The 19,633-nt window shown below is 69.7% G+C and carries 19 protein-coding genes; 4 read left to right on the top strand and 15 right to left on the bottom strand.

Annotated features, from left to right (window positions below; genetic code table 11):
* The first annotated feature begins 9 nt into the window (after nucleotides 1-9).
* Entirely contained in the window at nucleotides 10-981 is a 972-nt protein-coding gene (locus tag ASC61_RS00750; protein WP_200935361.1) for a carbohydrate ABC transporter permease, read from the top strand.
* Entirely contained in the window at nucleotides 978-1,823 is an 846-nt protein-coding gene (locus ASC61_RS00755; protein WP_056207973.1) for a carbohydrate ABC transporter permease, read from the top strand. The genes ASC61_RS00750 and ASC61_RS00755 overlap by 4 nt, the downstream gene beginning before the upstream one ends.
* Here ASC61_RS00755 and treY read toward each other — a convergent pair.
* The 8 genes from treY to ASC61_RS00795 form a co-directional block, all read right to left on the bottom strand.
* On the bottom strand, nucleotides 1,816-4,089 hold the full coding sequence (gene treY, locus ASC61_RS00760) for a malto-oligosyltrehalose synthase (protein ID WP_056207976.1): 2,274 nt from the start codon (nucleotides 4,087-4,089) through the stop codon (nucleotides 1,816-1,818). The two genes, ASC61_RS00755 and treY, sit on opposite strands and share 8 nt — an antisense overlap.
* Entirely contained in the window at nucleotides 4,086-6,224 is a 2,139-nt protein-coding gene (gene glgX, locus ASC61_RS00765) for a glycogen debranching protein GlgX (RefSeq protein ID WP_082530365.1), read from the bottom strand. The genes treY and glgX overlap by 4 nt, the downstream gene beginning before the upstream one ends.
* The gene (gene malQ, locus ASC61_RS00770) at nucleotides 6,221-8,176 is read right to left on the bottom strand and encodes a 4-alpha-glucanotransferase (RefSeq protein WP_056215098.1); all 1,956 of its coding nucleotides are present in this window, start codon (nucleotides 8,174-8,176) and stop codon (nucleotides 6,221-6,223) included. The genes glgX and malQ overlap by 4 nt, the downstream gene beginning before the upstream one ends.
* A gap of 179 nt (nucleotides 8,177-8,355) precedes the next feature.
* Nucleotides 8,356-9,174, bottom strand: a complete 819-nt coding sequence (locus ASC61_RS00775) for an enoyl-CoA hydratase/isomerase family protein (RefSeq protein WP_442854205.1) — start codon at nucleotides 9,172-9,174, stop codon at nucleotides 8,356-8,358.
* A 50-nt stretch (nucleotides 9,175-9,224) separates the two neighbouring features.
* Nucleotides 9,225-10,151: a carbohydrate kinase family protein gene (locus tag ASC61_RS00780; protein WP_056207981.1), complete on the bottom strand. Its 927-nt coding sequence runs from the start codon at nucleotides 10,149-10,151 to the stop codon at nucleotides 9,225-9,227.
* Nucleotides 10,148-10,927, bottom strand: a complete 780-nt coding sequence (locus ASC61_RS00785) for an ATP-binding cassette domain-containing protein (protein ID WP_056207984.1) — start codon at nucleotides 10,925-10,927, stop codon at nucleotides 10,148-10,150. Before ASC61_RS00785 ends, ASC61_RS00780 begins: the two co-directional genes overlap by 4 nt.
* Nucleotides 10,924-11,976: an ABC transporter permease gene (locus ASC61_RS00790; RefSeq protein ID WP_082530366.1), complete on the bottom strand. Its 1,053-nt coding sequence runs from the start codon at nucleotides 11,974-11,976 to the stop codon at nucleotides 10,924-10,926. The genes ASC61_RS00785 and ASC61_RS00790 overlap by 4 nt, the downstream gene beginning before the upstream one ends.
* Before the next feature lie 72 nt (nucleotides 11,977-12,048).
* Nucleotides 12,049-13,131, bottom strand: coding sequence for a substrate-binding domain-containing protein (locus ASC61_RS00795; protein ID WP_157439332.1), 1,083 nt, complete (start codon nucleotides 13,129-13,131; stop codon nucleotides 12,049-12,051).
* Nucleotides 13,132-13,226: 95 nt separating this feature from the next.
* Here ASC61_RS00795 and ASC61_RS00800 point away from each other — a divergent pair, with 95 nt between their 5' ends.
* Entirely contained in the window at nucleotides 13,227-14,258 is a 1,032-nt protein-coding gene (locus tag ASC61_RS00800; RefSeq protein ID WP_056207987.1) for a LacI family DNA-binding transcriptional regulator, read from the top strand.
* Between the two features lie 70 nt (nucleotides 14,259-14,328).
* Nucleotides 14,329-14,529 carry a DUF6458 family protein gene (locus ASC61_RS00805; RefSeq protein ID WP_056207991.1) on the top strand — a complete coding sequence of 67 codons (201 nt, stop codon included), beginning with the start codon at nucleotides 14,329-14,331 and terminating at the stop codon, nucleotides 14,527-14,529.
* Here the strand turns inward: ASC61_RS00805 and ASC61_RS00810 are convergent.
* The 7 genes from ASC61_RS00810 to ASC61_RS00840 all read right to left on the bottom strand — a co-directional run bounded on the left by ASC61_RS00810 (nucleotide 14,477) and on the right by ASC61_RS00840 (nucleotide 19,558).
* Nucleotides 14,477-15,754: an MFS transporter gene (locus ASC61_RS00810; protein WP_200935362.1), complete on the bottom strand. Its 1,278-nt coding sequence runs from the start codon at nucleotides 15,752-15,754 to the stop codon at nucleotides 14,477-14,479. The genes ASC61_RS00805 and ASC61_RS00810 overlap by 53 nt on opposite strands.
* Nucleotides 15,751-16,272 carry a helix-turn-helix domain-containing protein gene (locus tag ASC61_RS00815; RefSeq protein ID WP_056207996.1) on the bottom strand — a complete coding sequence of 174 codons (522 nt, stop codon included), beginning with the start codon at nucleotides 16,270-16,272 and terminating at the stop codon, nucleotides 15,751-15,753. Before ASC61_RS00815 ends, ASC61_RS00810 begins: the two co-directional genes overlap by 4 nt.
* A gap of 49 nt (nucleotides 16,273-16,321) precedes the next feature.
* On the bottom strand, nucleotides 16,322-17,437 hold the full coding sequence (locus ASC61_RS00820; protein ID WP_056208000.1) for an S-adenosylmethionine:tRNA ribosyltransferase-isomerase: 1,116 nt from the start codon (nucleotides 17,435-17,437) through the stop codon (nucleotides 16,322-16,324).
* Nucleotide 17,438: 1 nt separating this feature from the next.
* On the bottom strand, nucleotides 17,439-18,125 hold the full coding sequence (locus ASC61_RS00825; protein ID WP_056208003.1) for an SDR family NAD(P)-dependent oxidoreductase: 687 nt from the start codon (nucleotides 18,123-18,125) through the stop codon (nucleotides 17,439-17,441).
* Between the two features lie 72 nt (nucleotides 18,126-18,197).
* A complete protein-coding gene (locus ASC61_RS00830; RefSeq protein WP_157439333.1) occupies nucleotides 18,198-18,608 on the bottom strand; it encodes a hypothetical protein in 411 nt (136 codons plus the stop codon).
* A gap of 59 nt (nucleotides 18,609-18,667) precedes the next feature.
* On the bottom strand, nucleotides 18,668-19,054 hold the full coding sequence (locus tag ASC61_RS00835; RefSeq protein WP_056208009.1) for a nuclear transport factor 2 family protein: 387 nt from the start codon (nucleotides 19,052-19,054) through the stop codon (nucleotides 18,668-18,670).
* Between the two features lie 42 nt (nucleotides 19,055-19,096).
* Entirely contained in the window at nucleotides 19,097-19,558 is a 462-nt protein-coding gene (locus ASC61_RS00840) for an aminoacyl-tRNA deacylase (protein WP_056208013.1), read from the bottom strand.
* Nucleotides 19,559-19,633: the final 75 nt, after the last annotated feature.

Here is a 19,633-nt window from a genome sequence, read left to right on the forward strand (position 1 = left end):
CGTTTCCGAATGTCCGCGAACACTTGGACGCCTGCCGACACCGCTGGCGCGCCCGCCTTCACCGGGCGCGCCAGCGCACCACCTCCCACGCCCCGAACCTCCCGCGGCAACCGGCGACAGAAGCCGGGCCAGCCGGCCGCGTTCCTGATCCCTGCCATCGCCGTGATGGTCGTGTTCTTCTTCGTGCCGAGCGTCTACAACCTCGTGTACGCATTCACCGACTGGTCGAGCTTCAAGAGCCAGATCAACTTCGTCGGACTACGCAACTTCGACAACGTGCTCAGCAACGGGGTCCTGCTCAACGACCTCAAGATCAACGTGATCTACGCGCTCCTGGTCGCGATCTTCCAGAACCTGTTCGGGCTCGGGCTGGCGTTGCTGCTGGAGGCCGACACCAGGATCAACCGATTCGCGCGCACGATGGTGTTCATCCCCGTGCTGATGTCGGCGCTGGCCGTCGGGTACGTCTTCCAGGCGCTGCTCAAGCCCGAGGGCTCCGTCAACGCGGCCCTGTCGTTCATCTCCGGGCAGGACGTGACGTACGGCTGGCTGAACGACACCCACCTCACGCTGCTGTGGCTCACGATCATCCACTCGTGGAAGTGGATGGGGCTTGCGATGCTGATCTATCTCGCGGGGCTCAAGACCATCAACAGCGACGTGCTGGAGGCGGCCCGCCTCGACGGTGCCGGCCGCTGGCAGACGTTCCGGCTGATCAAGTTCCCCTACCTCGCCCCCGCGGTGACGTTCAACGTCGCCACGGCGCTGCTCGGCTCGATGAACAGCTTCGACATCGTGCAGGCGACGACCGGCGGCGGGCCGGGCCAGACCACCGAGATCCTCAACATCTTCATCTATCGCACGTTCGGTCAGGGCCTCTTCGCCCAGGCCACCACCATGAGCCTCGTGCTCGTGGTCGTCGTGGCGCTCATGGCGTTCCCGACGATCATCATGCTTCGACGAAGGGAGCGTGTGCTGTGAGCAGCCGCGCCGTTTCCCGCCGCCCGCGCACCAGGCTGGTCCAGCCCGTCGCCGCGCTGACGCTCGTGGCCGTCGTCATCGGCATCCCGCTGTGGCTGGTCCTCGTGACCTCGGCGAAGTCGCAGGGCGACGCCCTCAACCCGTCGCTGGCGCTGCCGACAGACGGATGGCACTTCCTCAGCAACTACCGCCGGGCGTTCACCGACGGTCGCGTCATCGACGCCTTCCTCGGCAGCGTCATGATCGTGGTGCCTGCCGTCGTGATCGTGCTGCTGTTCGGCTCGATGGCGTCGTGGGTGCTCGCCCGCCGCAGCAGCATCTGGCTGTCGACGATCTACGCCGTCGCGATCAGCGGCATCGTCATCCCGCCCGCGGTCATCACCCTGGTGCTGCTGCTGCGGCAGATCAGCCTCGCGGGGACGCTGGCCGGCATGGTGCTGGTGTACGTCGGCATCTACATGTCGACCGCGATCTTCTTCATCACCGGGTTCATCCGCACGATCCCGCACGAGCTCGAAGAGGCCGCCCGGGTCGACGGCGCCGGGCCGATCCGCATCTTCTTCACCATCATCCTGCCGCTGCTGCGTCCCGTCCTCGCCACGGCGACGATCCTCATCTGCCTCTACATCTGGAACGACGTGTTCTTCGCGTTCTTCGTGGTCGGCGGCCGGATGGACACGCTGCCGCTCAACCTGTTCCAGGTCGCGAGCGCCGGGGTCTACCTCAACAACTGGAACCTGATCTTCGCGTACGTCGTGCAGATGAGCATCCCGCTGCTGGTCGTGTTCGTCGTCGCCCAGCGCCGCATCATCTCCGGCATCACGGGCGGGGCGGTCAAGTGAGCTTGACGAGCAGCGCGACGGGATAGCGGCTCAGCAGGTCGGCGAGCTCGACCGGTCCCCCGTCGACCGACGAGCCCGTGATGACGTCGGTCCACTCCCCTTCGGGGAGGGTCAGGGTGGTGTCGTCCCAGCCGCCTGCGCGTTCGAGGCCAACCGGCAGTCGGGTGCCGACGACCACGAGGTCCTCGCTGCGGGCGTAGGCCAGCGCGTGCGCCGCGGCCGGGCCCTCGGCGTGCAGGGCACGATAGCCCTCGAACAGCTCAGGACGGTCGCGGCGCAGGGTCAGTGTGCGGTGCACGACGAACAGCTTGGTCGCGCCCGAGACGTCGAGGTCGGGCACGAGACCCTCGTCGAACCTGGCGAGCATCTCGCGGCGGAGGTCGTAGTCGACCGGGCGACGGTTGTCCGGGTCGACGAGAGAGAAGTCCCACAGCTCCGTGCCCTGATAGACGTCCGGCACGCCCGGCGCGGTGAGCTGGACGAGCTTCTGGGTCAGCGAGTTGGACCAGCCCGGCGCCTCGATCCGGCGGACGAAGGCTTCGACCTCGGCGCCGACCTCATCGCGTACGCGGGCGGGCCACGCCGCCACCGACTTCTCGAACTCCTCGTCCGGCTCGGTCCAGGTCGTACGGAGCTTGGACTCGCGCGCAGCCTTGCGCAGGTAGTCGCCGAGTCGCTCGTCGCTGATCGGCCAGGCGCCGACGAGCGTCTGCCACGCCAGCAGGTTGAGGGACGGCTCGTCGATGCCGCACCGCTCGGTCCACGAGTCGACGGCGTCGGCGAAGTCGTCCGCGACCTCGGCCAGCACGACCATGCGGGCGCGGGTGTCCTCCGACCGCTTGGTGTCGTGGGTCGTCAGCCCCGTCATGGTCGCAGGCTGGCCGGCGTCACGCTCGGCGGCGAGCCTGTGGAACTCGTCGACGCCCATGCCCCAGACGTCGGGCGATCCGCCGACCTCGTTGAGCGCCGCGAAGCGGGTGAACCGGTAGAACGTCGTGTCCTCGGTGCCCTTGGCGACGACCATGCCCGAGGTCTGCTGGATGCGCGTCGCGAGCTCGCCCTCCGGATCTGCGCGCACGTGGTCGTCGAGGGCGGTGAGCGCCGCGTCGAGATCCGCCCGACGACCCCGCGCGCGCTCGATCGCGTCGGTCCAGGTCGATGCCACCTCAGGCAGGTAGGACCGATAGACGCCGAACGCGATCATCGTCTCGGCGACGGCGGCCCGCGCTGCCTCGGTCTCCACATCCTCGAGCAACCCGGCGATCCGGCGGACCTCGGCGACGAGGATCCGATCGGTGACGAGACGCCTGGCCTCCTCCTCTACGGCGGCGTAGTCCGTACGGACGCCGAGCCGGTCCGCGAGCTTGGTGAACGTCGCCTCGCCGGTCGGATCGAGCAGGACGCCGAACGTCTCGCGCATCGCGTCGTAGCCCGTCGTGCCCTCGACCGGCCAGCTCTCCGGCAGGTGCTCGCCGGGGTGCAGGATCTTCTCGATGACGATCCAGGCGTTGGGCGCGGCGTCCCGCAGCCGTCGGACGTACGCTCCGGGGTCGGCGAGCCCGTCGGGGTGGTCGATCCGCAGCCCGGTGACCTCCTCCGCGTTGACCCACGTGAGGATCTCGCGGTGGGTGTCCTCGAACACCTCGGGCCGCTCGACCGTCACCGCGGCCAGGGTCGTGATGTCGAAGAACCGGCGATAGTTGAGCTCGGTGTTGCCCCGGCGCCAGTCGACGAGCTCGTAGTGCTGCCGGTCGTGAACGTCCTGCGGCGTCCCCTGGCCCGTGCCAGGGGCGATCGGGAAGCGGTGGTCGAAATAGACCAGCTCGTCGCCCTCGACCGTGAGCTTCGCGAGGTCGTCGGCCGAGCCCAGCACCGGCACCAGCAGGCGACCGCGTGACCAGTCGATGTCGAAGTAGTTCGCATAGGCGGACGCCTCGCCCTCACGCAACACGCTGTGCCACCACGGGTTGGCCGACGGGACCTCAACCGACATGTGGTTGGGCACGATGTCGACGACGACGCCGAGCCCGGCCTCCCGGGCGGCGGCCGTGAGCGAGCGGAAGCCGTCCTCGCCGCCCAGCTCCTCGCGCATACGTGTCGGGTCGGTGACGTCGTAGCCGTGTGTCGAGCCAGGCGTCGCCTCGAGCACCGGCGAGACGTACACGGCACCGATGCCGAGGTCGCGCAGGTAGCCGACGACGGCACGCGCGTCGGCGAAGTCGAAGTCGGGCCGCAGCTGCAGCCGATAGGTGGACGCCGGGATCATGTCGCCACCCGTTGCAGCACGACCAGTGACCGCGCCGACACGTTGAGCGCGGCCCCCGCGTCGAACATGTCGCCGCCGGGTTGCTCCACGGCGCCCGTCGCGGTGTCGACGACGACGGTCCACGTCGCGCCGTAGTCGCCGTCGGGCAGCGTGAACTCGATGTCCTCGTGGTGCGCGTTGAACGCCAGCAGGAACGAGTCGTCGGTGATCCGCATGCCACGCACATCGCGGTCCGCGATCGCGTCACCGTTGAGGAACACCGCGATCGAGCGGCCGAAGGCGTCGTCCCAGTTCTGCTCCTTCATCTCCTCGCCCGACGGCGTGAACCAGGCGATGTCGCGCAGCTCGTCGGCCTTGCGGATCGGCTTGCCCTGGAAGAAGCGCCGGCGCCGGAACACCGGGTGCCGCCGCCGGAACGCGGTCAGCGACGCGGTGAAGTCGAGGAGCTCGGTCTCGTCGTTCTCGAGGCTCCAGTCGACCCACGCGATCTCGTTGTCCTGGCAGTACACGTTGTTGTTGCCGCCCTGCGTGCGCCCGAGCTCGTCGCCGTGCAGCACCATCGGGACGCCCTGCGACAGCAGCATCGTGGCCAGCAGGTTGCGGCGCTGGCGGTGGCGCAGCTCCAGCACCTCGACGTCGTCAGTCGGCCCCTCGACGCCGCAGTTCCACGAGCGGTTGTCGTCGGCGCCGTCACGCCCGTCCTCGCCGTTGGCCTCGTTGTGCTTGTCGTTGTAGGACACGAGGTCGGTCAGCGTGAACCCGTCGTGCGCCGTCACGAAATTGATCGAGGCGTAGGGGCGCCGGCCGTTGTCCTGGTAGAGGTCTGACGACCCCGTGATGCGGGACGCGAACTCGCCGAGGGTTGCCGGCTCGCCGCGCCAGAAGTCGCGGACCGTGTCGCGGTAGAGCCCGTTCCACTCGGTCCACTGGGGCGGGAACCCGCCGACCTGGTAGCCGCCGGGGCCGACGTCCCACGGCTCGGCGATGAGCTTGACCTGGCTGACGACGGGATCCTGCTGCACGAGCTCGAAGAACGTCGCGAGCTTGTCGACGTCGTAGAACTCCCGCGCGAGCGTCGCGGCGAGGTCGAACCGGAAGCCGTCGACGTGCATCTCGGTGACCCAGTAGCGCAGCGAGTCCATGATGAGCTGGAGCGTCTGCGGGCTGCGCACGTTGAGCGAGTTGCCGGTGCCGGTGTAGTCCATGTAGTGCTGCTCGTCGTCCTCGACGAGGCGGTAGTAGGCGCAGTTGTCGATGCTGCGCATCGACAACGTCGGGCCGAGGTGGTTGCCCTCGGCCGTGTGGTTGTAGACGACGTCGAGGATGACCTCGATGTCGGCCTGGTGCAGCGCCCGCACCATGCCCTTGAACTCCTCGACCTGGCGGCCGGGACGGGAGGCGTACGCGTCGTGCGGCGCGAAGAAGCCGATCGTGTTGTAGCCCCAGTAGTTGGTCAGGCCCTTCTCGGACAGGTAGTGGTCGGTGATGAACTGGTGCACCGGCAGCAGTTCGATCGCGGTGACGCCCAGCGACTTCAGGTGCGCGACGATCGCCGGGTGCGCGATGCCGGCGTACGTCCCGCGGAGGCTCTCGGGGACGTCCGGGTGCGTCTGGGTCAGGCCCTTGACGTGTGCCTCATAGATCACGGTCTCGTTGTAGGGCGTACGAGGCTGCCGGTCGTTGGCCCAGTCGAAGAACGGGTTGACCACCAGCGAGAACGGCACGTGACCGGCCGAGTCGTCGTCGTTGCGCTCCTCGGGGTTCTCGAGGTCGTACGCGAACAGTGCCGGGTCCCAGTCGAGCTCGCCGCCGATCGCCTTGGCATAGGGGTCGATCAGCAGCTTGTGAGGGTTGCAGCGCAAGCCGCTGGCGGGGTCGTACGGCCCGTGGACGCGGTAGCCGTAGCGCTGGCCGGGGCCGACGCCGAGCAGGAAGCCGTGGTGGACGAACCCGTCGACCTCCTCGAGCCGCACTCGAGTCTCGGTGCCGTCCTCGTCGAACAGGCAGAGCTCGACGAACTCCGCCGCCTCGGAGAACAGCGCGAAGTTGGTGCCGGTGCCGTCGAACGTCGCGCCCAACGGATAGGACCTGCCGGGCCAAGGCTGCACGGATTCTCCCTCGTGGATGTCGGTCATGATGCTGGCCGGGCCGCACGGAGCGGGGCCACGGCCGCGTGTACCCGCTCATCGGCAAAGAACGCGTCGAGATCGACGGGAAGTGGGATGCGCCAGTTGGGATACTCGTCGACGGTGCCCGGGAGGTTGGGCTGCTGGAGCTGACCGACCGCGTCGGCGGGCGAGCTGAGCACGAGCCGCGACGCCGCGCGCGCGATGACCGCGTGCAGCGCGACGACCGGGTCGTCGGCCCGGATGCCCTCGGCCTTCACCAGGTCGAACAGTGCCTCCCGGTCGGCCTCCGCCCGGTCGTACGCCTCGTCGGCCGGCCCGTCGAGCAGCCCGAGGTCGGCCTGGACGCGGATGCGCTCGTCCTGCAGCCAGCCGGCGACGGTCGGCAGGTCGTGCGTGCTGATGCTGGCCATCGTCTCGGGCTCCCAGTCCTGCGGCCGGAGGTGTGGCTGACCCGGCGCGTCCCAGTCGCGCTCGAACCACAGCACCGCCGAGCTCAGGATGCCGCGCTGGTGCATCGTCTCGGTGACGACCTCCTCGACCGTGCCGAGGTCCTCGCCGACGACGATCGCGCCGGCGCGATGGGCCTCGAGCGTCAGGACCGCGAGCATGACGTCGGAGTCGTAGTGCACGTACGTCCCGCGGTGCGCGGGCTCGCCCGGCGGGATCCACCACAGGCGCCACAGGCCGGCGATGTGGTCGATGCGGATGCCGTCGCCGTGTCGCAGGACGCTGCGGATCACGTCGCGGAACGGCGCATACCCCGACGCGGCGAGCTTGTCGGGGCGCCACGGCGGCAGCCCCCAGTCCTGGCCGAGCGGGTTGAAGGCATCTGCGGGGCATCCCACGCGTACGTCGGAGGCGAAGGTGTCCTGTAGCGCCCACGCGTCGGCACCACCAGGGTGCACGCCGACCGGCAGGTCATGGACGATGCCGACCGCCATGCCGGCGTCACGCGCGGCCGCACGAGCGGCGTCGAGCTGCTCGCGGCAGAGCACCTGGAGCCAGGCATGGAAGTCGATGCGGTGGCCCAGCGACAGACGCGCCTCGGCGACGGCGTCGCCCTCGGGATCATGCAGCTCGTCGGGCCACTCGCGCCAGTCGGCGCCGTGCAGCTCGGCCAGCGCGGCGAATGTCGCGTACGCGTCGAGGTCGGGGTCGTCGCGGTCGATCGTGCCGGCATGGACCCACAGCAGCTCGAGGGCGGCGAGCTTGGCCGCCCACACGCCGTCGTAGTCGATCAGCTCGGTGTCCTGGTCGGGCAGCAGCGCGAGGACGTCCTCGCGCGTGCGGTCGTCGGCGGCCGCAAACGCTGCGGTGTCGGTGACCCGGAGGTAGAGCGGGTTGGCGAAGCGCCGGCTCGCCGGTGAGTAGGGCGAGCGTTCCAGAGGATGCGAGGGCATGAACGCCTGCACCGGGTTGACCAGCAGCACCCCGGCACCCTGCTCGGCGCCGGAGCGGCGAGCCGTCTCGGCGAGGTCGCCGTAGTCACCCATCCCCCACGACGCGGCGGACCGCAGGGCGTACAGCTGCAGCATCCATCCCCACGTGCGGGGGACCTCCGGCATACGGTCCGGCGCGACGACGACCGTGACCTCCTGGTCACGGGTGACGAAGCGGTGCCAGCCGAGGGGCAGGTCAGCGGGCAGCTCGCCCTCCACAGCGAGCTCGGAGCCGTCCTCGAGCAGCAGCCGGCCGGCGGCACCGACCTCACGCGCCGTCCCGTGCGTCACGGCGATCGTGGCAGGCAGCGGCCGCCGGGCGAGCTCGGCCTCGACGAGCCCGAGCTCCCGCTCGATCGACTCGGGGCTGCTGGCGTCGACGTCGAGCCGGGCCAGCACCGCGACCACGATCTCGTCGTCGACCGTCACGACCTCACGGTCGGAGCCCTCGTACGCCATGGCGACGCCGTGGGCGGCGGCGAGCCGGCTCAGCGCGTCAGCGTCGTCGGTCGCGGCCATGAGGTCCAGCATCCCCGGTGGCGGGGCGGCTCTCCAAACCGGTGGTCACGTAGGCGGCCCGCACCCGCAACTGGCGGGGCGGGTCGAAGATCGTCAGGCCGCGGGCTGCGAGCATGCGGGCCAGGAGCAGAGTCGTGCGCATGGGGGTGCGAGTACCCCGTTGGGACGGGTCGAACCGCTCAGCTGCCTGTGAACGTCGCCTTGCCGGGACCGTTCTCGATGAACGAGTCCATGCCTGCCGACTGGTCGTCGGTCGCCCACAGCGCAGCGAACTCCGAGCGCTCGATCTCGAGGCCCGTCTGGAGGTCGACCTCGAGTCCGCGGTCGACCGCGCTCTTGGCGGCGCGCAGCGCGAGGGCCGGGCCGCCGACGAACTGCGCCGCCCACTCGACGGCCTTGAGGTAGACCTCGTCTGCGGGGTGCAGCTGGTCGACGAGACCGATCGCGAGCGCCTCGTGCGCGTCGATGAACCGGCCCGTGTAGATCAGGTCCTTGGCCTTGGCCGGCCCCACGAGGCGGGCCAGGCGCTGGGTGCCACCCGCGCCGGGGATGATGCCCAGCAGGATCTCCGGCTGGCCGAGCTTGGCGTTGTCGGCGGCAAAGCGTACGTCCGTCGCCAGGGCCACCTCGCAGCCACCACCGAGGGCGAACCCCGTGATCGCCGAGACCGTGGGCTTGCCGAGCGCGGCGAGCGACCGGGTGAAGGCCTGCAGGAGGTGGGCGTGCCGGCTGATGTCCTGATAGGACATCGCGGCCATCTCCTTGATGTCGGCGCCGGCTGCGAACGCGCGCTCGCCGCCGTAGACGACGACCGCGGAGACGTCGTCGCGCCGGTCGGCCTCCCCGCACGCCTCGATGATCTCGCGCTGCATCTGCGCGTCGAGGGCGTTCATCTTGGGCCGGTCGAGCCGGATCGTGCCCACCCCGTCGCTGACCTCGAGTCGTACGAACTCACCCATCGTGCCTCCAGCCGCGTCGTCGGGCGGTCGTCCCGCCATCGCGTCCGAGCATAGGACAGCGTCGACGGCGGGCCCGACCAGCCCGAGCGCTAGGCGGCGGCGATCGGCGGCAGCTCGTCGCGCGTGGGCGGTTCGGCGCCGGCCCGCCCGACGGTGATGGCCGCCGAGATGTTGGCGTGGTGCATGTACGACCGCAGGTCGGACAGCGACAGCCCACGGACGCCGGCAGCCGGGTCCGATCCCTCGACCCCGACCAGTCCGGTCGTCGTCATCGCGTCGATCAGCCCCGACATGTAGGAGTCGCCGGCACCCACGGTGTCGATGACCGGCGTCGTCGACGAGGCCACGTGCACCTCGCCCGCCGCGTGTACGGCGAACGAACCGCGCGCGCCGGCCGTGATGACGACCAGGCCGGCACCGAGGGCGATCCAGCTGCGCGCCACGACGGTCGGCGCGATGCCCGGGTGCAACCAGTCGAGGTCCTCGTCACTGACCTTGACGACGCCGCACGACCCGACGAGCCGGTTCAGGCGGTCCAGCACCGCGTCGCGGTCGTCGAGCAGCCGCGGCCGGATGTTGGGGTCGAACGTGACGAGTGCCGTCTCCGCCGCGCGCGTGACGAGGTCCTCGACGGCATCCGCACCGGGGCCGAGGTAGGCCGCGATCGACCCTGTGTGCACCAGAGGTCCGATCGGCACCGAGTCGAGCCCCGCCGGGTCCCACGTGATGTCGAAGTCATATCTCGCGGCGCCACGAGCATCGAGCCATGCTGTCGCCGTCGAGGTGGGTCCCGGACCCACGCTCAGCGGCGCCAGCCTGACGTTGCCCCGCTCGAGGGCCGCCCGGACGACCTGTCCACGCTCGTCCTCGCCGATGCTCGTCGCCAGCATGACCGGGTGACCCAGGCGGCCGAGGCCGACGGCGACGTTCGCCGGGCTGCCACCCGGGTGCTCGCTCCGGCGGCCGTCCGACCTCACCACGATGTCGACGAGCGACTCCCCCACGACGAGGATCACGTGACGACCATCGCGCCGGTCATGATCGCCACTGCCTCCTGCGGTGTGTGCGTCTGGGGCGTGATGACCGCCGCACGGCGCCCGAGTCGCTGGATCTGGATGCGGTCGGCAACCTCGAACACCTGCGGCATGTCGTGGCTGATGAGGATCACCGGCATGCCCTGGTCGCGCAGGTCGCGAACGAGCTGTAGCACCTGGGCCGACTCGCGTACCCCGAGTGCCGCCGTCGGCTCGTCCAGGATCACGACCTTGGAGCCGAACGCCGCCGCGCGGGCGACCGCCACCGCTTGGCGCTGACCACCCGAGAGGTTCTCGACCGCCTGGGTCATCGACTGCAGCGTGGAGATGCCGAGGTCCTCGACCTGCTGCTTGGCCCGGTCACGCATGCCCTTCTTGTCGAGCATCCGGAACACCGACCCGCGTACGCCCGGCAGTCGCTGCTCCCGCCCGAGGAACAAGTTGCTCGCGATGTCGAGCGCAGGCGAGACGGCGAGGGTCTGGTAGACCGTCTCGATCCCCGCCCGGCGAGCGTCGTCGGGACGGTGGAACTCGACGGGCCGGCCCTCGACGAGGATCTGCCCGGCGTCCGGCGTGTAGGCGCCTGACAGGCACTTGATCAGCGTGGACTTGCCGGCGCCGTTGTCGCCGATGATCGCCAGCACCTCGCCGGCGTGCAGCTCGAGGTCGACGCCGGCCAGGCCGACGACGTGTCCGAACGTCTTGACGAGGCCACGGGCCTCGAGGATGGGGGTGCTGGTTGCTGTGGAGGTGGTCATGCGCGTGCCTTCCTGATCCACTGGTCGACGGAGACCGCGACGATGACGAGCACACCGACGGCGAGGGTCTGGTAGAGGGGGTCGTATCCCGCGAGGCTGAGCCCGTTGCGGAACACGCCGACGATCAGGGCGCCGATCAGGCTGCCCCACAAGGCGCCACGGCCGCCGAACAGGCTCGTGCCTCCGATCACCACTGCGGTGATCGAGTCGAGGTTGGCGTCGACGCCGGCGTTGGGGCTCGCGGCGTTGACCCGGCCCATGAGGATCCACCCGGCCGCTGCGAACAACGCGCCGGCAGTGACGTAGACGCTGAGGATGACACGGGTGACGTGGATGCCGCTCAGGCGGGCCGATTCCGAGTCGTCGCCGACGGCGTACACGTGGCGGCCCCACGAGGTCTGGCTCAGTGCGAAGGCCACTGCGACGTAGAGCAGGATCATCAGCACCACGCCGTACGTGATCTGGGCGCCGCCGACCGTGAAGGACTTGCCGGTCCAGGTCAACAGGCCGGGCATCTCGATGCCGCGGGTCGTGGCGCCGTCCGAGTAGAGGAGTGCGACGGCGGTGAACACGTTGAAGGTGCCGAGCGTCACGATGAACGGCGGCAGGTTGAGCCGGGTCACGAGCACACCGTTGATGACGCCGGTGGCCACGCCGATGACGAGGGCCGCGAACAGGGCGAGCGGCCCGGGCCACCCGTGGTCGGTCGCAACGCCGGCGGCGACGAGCGTCGACAGGATCATGGCTGCGCCGACCGACAGGTCGATCCCGGCGGTCAGGACGATCAGCGTCTGGCCGATCGCGAGCGCGCCGATCACGGCGACCTGCTGCACGACGAGGGACAGGTTGGCAGTGCTCAGGAACCGATCGTTGAGCAGCCCGAAGGCGATCATCGACAGGATCAGCACGAGGGCGGGGCTCAGTGCCGGATAGCGGTGGAGCACGGTGCGTACGCGGTCGAGCGGACTCGGAGGCTGGGTCAGCCCGGCGTCGGTCAGCACCTCCAGGGGGTGGTCGACGAGCGCGGTGTCTTGAGGTTCGGTGGTCATGGGTGGTCCTCTCGATCTGGGTCTGTGGGCGGGTGAGGCGGGGTGCCGCGAGGACACCCCGCCGTCGTGCACTCAGCCCCAGCAGGTGGACTTCCCGGCGGCGGTGTCGACGCTCTCGACGCCGTCCTGCGGGTCGTCGGTCACGAGCTTGACGCCGGTGTCGAAGAAGTCGAGACCGGGACTGGTCTTCGGCTTGGTGCCGTCCTTGGCGAGCTTGGCGATCGCCTCGACGCCCTTGGCCGCCATCTCCAACGGGTACTGCTGTGCCGTGGCGCCGATGATGCCGTCCTTGACGTAGCCGACACCCGCGCAGCCACCGTCGATCGAGACGATCGTGACGCCCTTCTCCTTGCCGGCGCTCTTCAGTGCCTGGTACGCGCCATAGGCCGCGGGCTCGTTGATCGTGTAGACCACGTTGATGTCGGGGTTCTTCGACAGGCAGGTCTCCATCGCGGTCGTGCCGCCGTCCTCCGCGCCGTTGGTCGGCTCGTTGCACACGATCTGGTAGTCGCCACCGCTGTAGGAGCCGGACTTGGCCTCGTCGGCGTTCTTCTTCTTGTCCTTCGTCGGGATGCCCATGCCGGTCAGGAAGCCCTGGTCGCGGTTGTAGTCGACCGAGACGACCTTGTCGTTGAACAGGTCGAGCATCGCGATGACGGCCTTCTTGCCGTCGAGCTTCTTGGCGGTCCAGGAGCCGATCGACTCGCCGGCCTTGAAGTTGTCGGTGGCGAACGTGATGTCGACCGCGTCCGCGGGGTCCGGCGGCGTGTCCAGGGCGATGACGAAGAGCCCGGCGTCACGCGCCTTCTCGATCGCGTCGACGACGCCGGGACCGTTGGGGGTGATGAGGATGCCCTTCTGGCCGAGCGAGATGGCGTTCTCGATCGCCTGGATCTGGGTGTCCTCGTCGCCGTCGGTCTTGCCCGCCGCGAGCTTGAGGTCGACGCCGTTGGCCTTCGCGGCCTTCTTGGCACCGTCCTGCATCGCGACGAAGAACGGGTTGCTGGTCGTCTTGACGATCAGCGAGACGCCGACGTCGCCCTTCGAACCGCCCGAGTCGGAGCCGGAGCCGCACGCCGCGAGCACCAGCGTGGAGGCCAGAACCGCGGTCGCGGCGGCCGCGAACCGGCGTCGGGAGACAGATGGTGTTTTCACGATGATTCCTCTCACAACGCCAGACCGTCTGACATCGTTGTCATAAAGTGTTCTACCTCACACGGAATCAGGCGTCAAGGGTTACGCTGTGTCCCATGACACCGTTGTCACCCAAACCAGCCCCGCGGCAGCGGCCCACGATGAAGGACGTCGCCCGCGAGGCCGGCGTCGGCATCAAGACCGTCTCCCGCGTCGTCAACGGCGAGGGCTACGTCGGCGAGGCCACGGCGGCCCGCGTACGAGCTGCCGTCGAGCGACTCGCCTATCGACGAGACGTGAGCGCCGGGTCGCTGCGCCGGGCCGATCGCCGCACCCTCAGCATCGGGCTGCTGCTGGGCGACGTCTCCAACCCGTTCGACGCCCAGGTCCACCGGGGAGTCGAGGACGCCGCCGGCGCCGCGGGATTCGCCGTGCTCTCGGCGAGCCTCGACGAGGATCCCGAACGCGAGCGCGAGCTGGTGCCGACGATGGGGTCCTACCAGGTCGACGGCCTGATCGTGATGCCGGCCGGACCCGATCCCACGGCCCTGCAACGTGAGATGGACGCCGGCATGCCGGTCGTGCTGGTCGACCGCGGCGTCGAGGGACTCGAGACCGACAGCGTCGTGGTCGACAACCAGAGCGGTGCCCGGCTGGCCACCGAGCACCTCATCTCGTACGGGCACCGACACATCGCGTTCATGGGCGACCGCCAGTTCCTGCCGACGGCGCGCATGCGTCTCGAGGGCTATCGCGAGGCGTGCTGGGCGGCCCGGGCCGCGACCCACATCATCCCGGACCTCTCCAACGAGTACCTCGCGGAGACCGCCACCCGGGCGATGCTGCAGGCGAGCCCCGCGCCGACGGCCATCTTCGCCGCCCAGAACCTCGTGACGATCGGGGTCGTACGAGCGCTGCGCAGCCTCGGCCTGGAGCACGAGATCGCGGTGGTCGGGTTCGACGACATCTCGCTCGGCGACCTGGTCTCCCCCGCGATCACCGTCATCGCCCAGGACCCGCACCTCATCGGCAAGATGGCCGCCGAGCGCCTCCTCGCCCGTATCAGGGGTGACACGGGTCCGGTGGAGCAGATCATCGTCCCGACGTCGTTCCTCGTACGCGGCTCCGGCGAGATCCCACCACCGTGAAGCTCACGAAGTGCGGGGGCGTACGAGCGGCGTTACCGTCGAAAGGTTGACCCCCGACGAAAGGTGCCCCATGTACATCGGTGGATCCATTTTCCTTCTCGCCCTCGGCGCGATCCTGGCATTCGCGGTGCAGGACAACATCCAGGAGGTCGAGCTCACGACCGTGGGCTACATCCTCATGGCCGCCGGCGCGCTCGGCATCGTGGTCAGCCTGATCATCAACGGTCAGCGAACCCAGGGTCGACGCGACGACCTGCCGCCTCCGCGCTGACCGGGTCGCGCACGAGGAACAGCGGGGCGGCGAGTGCCAGGACGACACCACCGATCACCATCGAGGTGCCGGTGGACGATCCGGACGCGATCGCGCCCAGCGTGATGGCGCCAACCGCCGCCGACGACTGGAACGCCATCGAGGCCAGCGACAGCGCCGTCGCCCGGTTGCGGTTGCTGACCTGCTCGTGCAGCAGCGTCTCGTAGATCGCGCCGGCGGCGGAGTGCACCGCGTACGTCGCGAAGAACCCGATGATCAAGCCCGCCGGACCGCCGGCGAGCCCCATCGCCACGACGGTCGCGCCCTGGAGGACCCGCAACGCGACCGAGACCTGGGTCATCGTCCACCGGCTGACCAGGAACGGCACCGCTGCCGCACCGAGGGCGGACACTCCCCACGCGGCCGCCGTGACCGGGCCCATGACCGACGCCGTGAGGTCGCGATCGTCGAACAGCTCGGAGAGCCTGATCGGCATGAACGACTCGAATGCGACGATGCCGAAGCCCCAGAACACCTCGACCGCCACCAGCGCTCGCAGCACGCGTGATCCCCACATCAGGCGCAACCCGGCCACGATCGTCTGCGGAGTGGCGCGCACCGAGTCGAGCACTCCGCCGTGCCGGTCCGAACGGTCCTCGTGCATCAGCAGCGCGGCCGCGACGATCTGCACACAGCCAAGGACAGCCGCAATCACGAACGGAGCCGTGAGAGCCGCCTCGCGGTCCACCGGCAGCCAAGCGATGACCGCCCCGGAGAGGACGGCGCCCGTCGCGATCGAGACGCCGAGGACGCTGGCATAGCCCGACAGGCCTCGAGCGACCACGACGGCCGGCTCGGCGATCGTCTTGTCGTCGTGCACTGCATCGACGAACCACGAGTTGAGCGGCCCGCTGTCAAGCGCCCGGAAGGTCCCGGCCAGGCCGTACGCCAGGGCGAATGCCAGCACCGAGTGGGCGAGCGAGGACGTGACGTAGGACGCGACAGCCACCGCGGCCGACGCGAGGTACACGGGCTTGCGACCCAACGCATCGGTGAATCCCCCGGTGGGCAGCTCGAGCAGCAGCACGACGATGCCCTGGACCGCCGCGACCCGGCCGTACTCGGCGATCGTGAGCCCACGCTCGAGCGGCAGCAACGCGACGACGGGCACGATGAAACCGGTCGGCAACCAGCGCAGTGCCGTCAGCAGCCAGAACCGGTTGCGCAGGCTCATTCTCGCGCTCATGCGCGCGGGAGGATCAGCGCGTGCAGCGTCACCCGTTCGGAACCGTGCTTGCCCGCGTAGCGCTGCACGACGGCGAGGATGTCCTGCTCGAGCGCCTCGACGTCCTGAGGATCGAGCGACAGTGCGTAGTCGCTCATGCCGAGGCCGGGCCGGTGCTCGGTCCAGCGCTCGAGGTCCTCACGAAGGTGCTCCTCCTGGCGCCGGCGCACGACGTCGAGGTACTCCCGCCCGCCGTCGAGGCTCGCGAGCGTCGCGGGGTAGGTCGTGAGGTCGTACAGCGATTTCCAGCGCCGCTCACGACCGGACGGCTGCTCGTCGGCATCGCTGACGAACCCGAATCGCTCGAGCTGCCGCAGGTGGTAGGACGTCGACCCACTCGACTCGCCGAGCTCGCGCGCCAGCTCCGACGCGGTCGAGGGACCCAGGCGGCGCAGCGCGCCGAGCACCTGCATCCGGAGCGGGTGCGAGACCGCCTTGAGCGTGTCGAGGTCCTCGACGACCTTGTTGGTGAGGGTCATGCCCTCACACTACGACTGCAAAGATATCTTTGCAAACACTTCTTTGCAGTCAGGCGGCCAACGCTTCCGCGCGGGCCGGCAGCAGCAAGGCCGAGTCGCCGAACTCGTGCCAGTGATAGCCCGCTTCGACCGCGGCGTCGTACGCCCTCTGGGTCAGGCGTGGCCCGGCGACAGCCTCCACGAGCAGCAGGTGCGATGCCGCCGGGTCGTGCCAGCCGGTGATGAGCCCGTCGACGACGCGTGGGGGCGCGTCGCGGGTGATGACACGCTCGGTCCAGCCGGAGCTCGCCTCGACCACAGCGCGCCCCGGTGCCCCGCGCACGGCCGACTCCAGCGCTCGCGTGACGGTGGTGCCGACGGCGATGACCCGCCCTCCCCCGGCCCTCGTCGCGTTGACGAGCCGGGCCGCCGGTTCGCTGACCTCGAACCACTCCGGCTGCGGGGCCTCGCCGGCCTCCTGCGACGAGACGCCGGTGTGCAGCAGGATCGGGGCGATCGCGATGCCACGCGAGACCAGGCGGGTCACCACGTCCGGCGTGAACGGCCGGGCCGCGCTCGGCATCTCGGCGCTGCCGGGTGTCGTGCCGAAGATCGTCCGGTAGTCCTCGATCGGGTAGCGCCGGTCCAAGTAGCCGTACGCGATCGGACGACCGAGACTCGCCAACACGTCAGGCAGCGCGGCCTGTCCGGCGTAGCTGGCTCGCCAGAGCCGGTTGCCGTGGCCGGTCGGCGACGAGCTCTCACGCGGGTACGGCTCGAGCAGGGTGAGCTCCGCACCCGGGGCCGCCAGCACCAATGTCTGTCCCGCAGCGGCGTCGAGCACGGCCCATGCGGCGTCGGGTGCCGTGCGGACCTCGACGACCCACGTGCCGTCCCGCAGGTCGGTCGCCACGTGCACGACGACGTCGCCGGTGGAGGCCCCCACGCCTGACAGCACGGCGTCGAGCTCGCCCGCGACGGTCTGCGACGCGTTCACCACGACCAGGTCACCGGGCTCGAGGTGGTCTGCAAGGTCGCCGAACCTGGCATGCGTCACGCGGTCGCCGTGCGCGACCAGTAGACGTACGTCGTCGCGGCGCATCCCACGTGCCTCCGCCGGCGACGGAGCGGTGCGCTCGCCCGGCGGTGAGAACATCGTCAACGGCGCGATGTCGATCCGCGTCATGTCATGCCCCAGCTCGGGCCGGGACGAGGTCGGACGCCTGATAGCGCCCGCTCGGTGGGCGGTCGTCGAGCAGTGCCAGGAAGCCCGGGACGACCGACTCCGGGAGGGGTCGGTCCGAGATGTCCTGGCCGGGGAACGCATCTTGGTGCATCTGCGTCCGCATGTCGCCGGGATCGACGGTCCACCACCGGATGTCGGGCTCCTCGACCGCAAGAGTGAGGGTGAGGTGCTCGAGTGCTGCCTTGCTGGCCGCGTACGCACCCCACGTCTCGTAGTGGTCAGCCGCCGCGTCCGACGTGATGTTGATGACGGCACCGCCGACGTGCAGCGCGGGCCAGAGCGCGCGGGTCAGCGCGACCGGCCCGACCACGTTGGTCTCCCAGACGTCGCGCAGCACCTGGTCGTCCAGGGCGAGGACCGGCGCCAGCGGGCTCACGCCCAACGTGCTCGCGTTGTTCACGAGCAGGTCGAGGCCGCCGCCGGTCGTCTCGACGAGCAACGCCCGATGTCCGGGGTCGGTGACGTCGCCGGCGACGGGCCGGACCCGGTCACCCGCCTGCCGCGCAGCAGCGTTGAGGCGCGTCTCGTCGCGTCCGGTGATGACGACGTCCCAGTCGCGCTCCGCCAAACCGGTGGCGAGCGCCAGGCCGAGACCGGCGGAGCCGCCGGTGATGAGTGCACGAGGCATGAGGTTCTCCTTGGTGATGTCCGATGCACATCAGCCAACAACCTCAACAATGGTTGAGGTCAACCCCGTGGTTCAACCGACCTTGCCGGCGAGCACGCAATAGGTGAAGAAGATGACGCCGAGCAGCAGCCCGACGTGTCCGAGGATCGACAGGTACGGGCCTTCAGCCCAGCTGTCGTCGACGGCCGGCGCTGCGTGCTTGCCGGCGCCGGGCAACCAGCGCGCAAGGATCAGGATGCCGACCACGACCTCGACCCACCAGACGACCAGCGCGACGAGGCCAACCGGGTCGCTGGGCGACGTGAGGTAGTAGATCCACACGACGAGCGCCGTCACGCCGAGCACCGTGTGTGCGTTGAGGATCGTCCCGGGGATCTGGGCGTGACCCGGTTGCCGGCCCGTCGCGGACAGCCGCATGCGCGTCAGGAGCACCACGACAGCGGCGAGGGCCGTCAGCATCCACAGCACGTTGTCGAGTTCCACGCGTGCATCGTGGCACAGGTCGAGGTCCACGGGATACTGCCAGGACGACTGGCAGAGGCTCAGGCGCCGGGCAGCGATCCCGCCTCGAGGGGCGTGGAGTGACGTCGCCAGACCCGCCATCCCGGGCCTGTCCTCAGCCAGGTGTCGCCGATGATGAATGTCCCGCTGCGGTCCTCGCCGAGCACCGTGGCCCGCATCCGGACCCGGCGCAGCACCGACCCGATGTCGGCACTCGAGTCGCGAACGTCCTCCTCGACGGCCCACTCGTGGACGACGTACGCGTCGAGGGTCTGCAACCAGCGTGCGCGCGGCATGACGGCTGCCGTCGGGTGCACGAGCACCAGCGCGAAATCGGGGTGCAGGATGCGCTCGGCGACCTCGTGGTCCCGTTGGTTGACCGCGCGGTCGAAGTCCGCGCAGGCGGTGTCGAGCTCGGTGTCGGTCATGATCGATCATCGCACCGTACGGGTGCAGTCGTGCGACAACGGCTACTGCGGCTCGGAGACGTCCGCGACCTGCGCGTCCAGGACGCGAACCATGTCGTCGGCAGCCATCGTCAGCCCGACACCGTGCGCACCACCACCCAGTGAGATCGTCCCGTCGACGCGCTCGTCGACGACGACGGGCCAGGCGCGGAGCGAGCCGAACGGCGTGATCGTGCCGCGCTCGTAGCCCGTGGCCTCGAGCGCCACCGCCGCATCGGGCATCGACAGCCGGGAGACGCCCAGCAGCTGACGCAGCTTGGGCCACGAGATCGTCCGGTCGCCGGGCACCAGCACGAACAGGAAGTCGTCGTCCGCACGGCGTACGACCAGGCTCTTGACGAGCTGCCGTGGCTCGATGCCACGCGCGGCCGCCGCCTCGGCCAGTGACCCGACGGGCCCGTGCCGGGTCACCTCGTACGAGATCCCGGTGGCCGCAACAGCCGCGACAGCGCGCTCCTCGCTCACGCGTCGAGCGTACGGCCCGGAACTCTCACCACAAGTTGAGCCCACTCACAGCGTTCCCATACCAACCCGGACTTG

The sequence above is a fragment of the Aeromicrobium sp. Root344 genome (assembly GCF_001425755.1).
Classification (GTDB): Bacteria; Actinomycetota; Actinomycetes; order Propionibacteriales; family Nocardioidaceae; genus Aeromicrobium.

Excerpts from the sequence above, each read along its gene's own strand:
- ASC61_RS00750 (WP_200935361.1), top strand. The coding sequence starts at position 10 with ATGTCCGCGAACACTTGGACGCCTGCCGACACCGCTGGCGCGCCCGCC.
- treY (WP_056207976.1), bottom strand. The coding sequence starts at position 4,089 with ATGATCCCGGCGTCCACCTATCGGCTGCAGCTGCGGCCCGACTTCGAC.
- glgX (WP_082530365.1), bottom strand. The coding sequence starts at position 6,224 with ATGACCGACATCCACGAGGGAGAATCCGTGCAGCCTTGGCCCGGCAGG.
- malQ (WP_056215098.1), bottom strand. The coding sequence starts at position 8,176 with ATGGCCGCGACCGACGACGCTGACGCGCTGAGCCGGCTCGCCGCCGCC.
- ASC61_RS00775 (WP_442854205.1), bottom strand. The coding sequence starts at position 9,174 with ATGGCGGGACGACCGCCCGACGACGCGGCTGGAGGCACGATGGGTGAG.
- ASC61_RS00785 (WP_056207984.1), bottom strand. The coding sequence starts at position 10,927 with ATGACCACCTCCACAGCAACCAGCACCCCCATCCTCGAGGCCCGTGGC.
- ASC61_RS00790 (WP_082530366.1), bottom strand. The coding sequence starts at position 11,976 with ATGACCACCGAACCTCAAGACACCGCGCTCGTCGACCACCCCCTGGAG.
- ASC61_RS00800 (WP_056207987.1), top strand. The coding sequence starts at position 13,227 with ATGACACCGTTGTCACCCAAACCAGCCCCGCGGCAGCGGCCCACGATG.
- ASC61_RS00805 (WP_056207991.1), top strand. The coding sequence starts at position 14,329 with ATGTACATCGGTGGATCCATTTTCCTTCTCGCCCTCGGCGCGATCCTG.
- ASC61_RS00810 (WP_200935362.1), bottom strand. The coding sequence starts at position 15,754 with ATGAGCGCGAGAATGAGCCTGCGCAACCGGTTCTGGCTGCTGACGGCA.
- ASC61_RS00815 (WP_056207996.1), bottom strand. The coding sequence starts at position 16,272 with ATGACCCTCACCAACAAGGTCGTCGAGGACCTCGACACGCTCAAGGCG.
- ASC61_RS00820 (WP_056208000.1), bottom strand. The coding sequence starts at position 17,437 with ATGACGCGGATCGACATCGCGCCGTTGACGATGTTCTCACCGCCGGGC.
- ASC61_RS00825 (WP_056208003.1), bottom strand. The coding sequence starts at position 18,125 with ATGCCTCGTGCACTCATCACCGGCGGCTCCGCCGGTCTCGGCCTGGCG.
- ASC61_RS00835 (WP_056208009.1), bottom strand. The coding sequence starts at position 19,054 with ATGACCGACACCGAGCTCGACACCGCCTGCGCGGACTTCGACCGCGCG.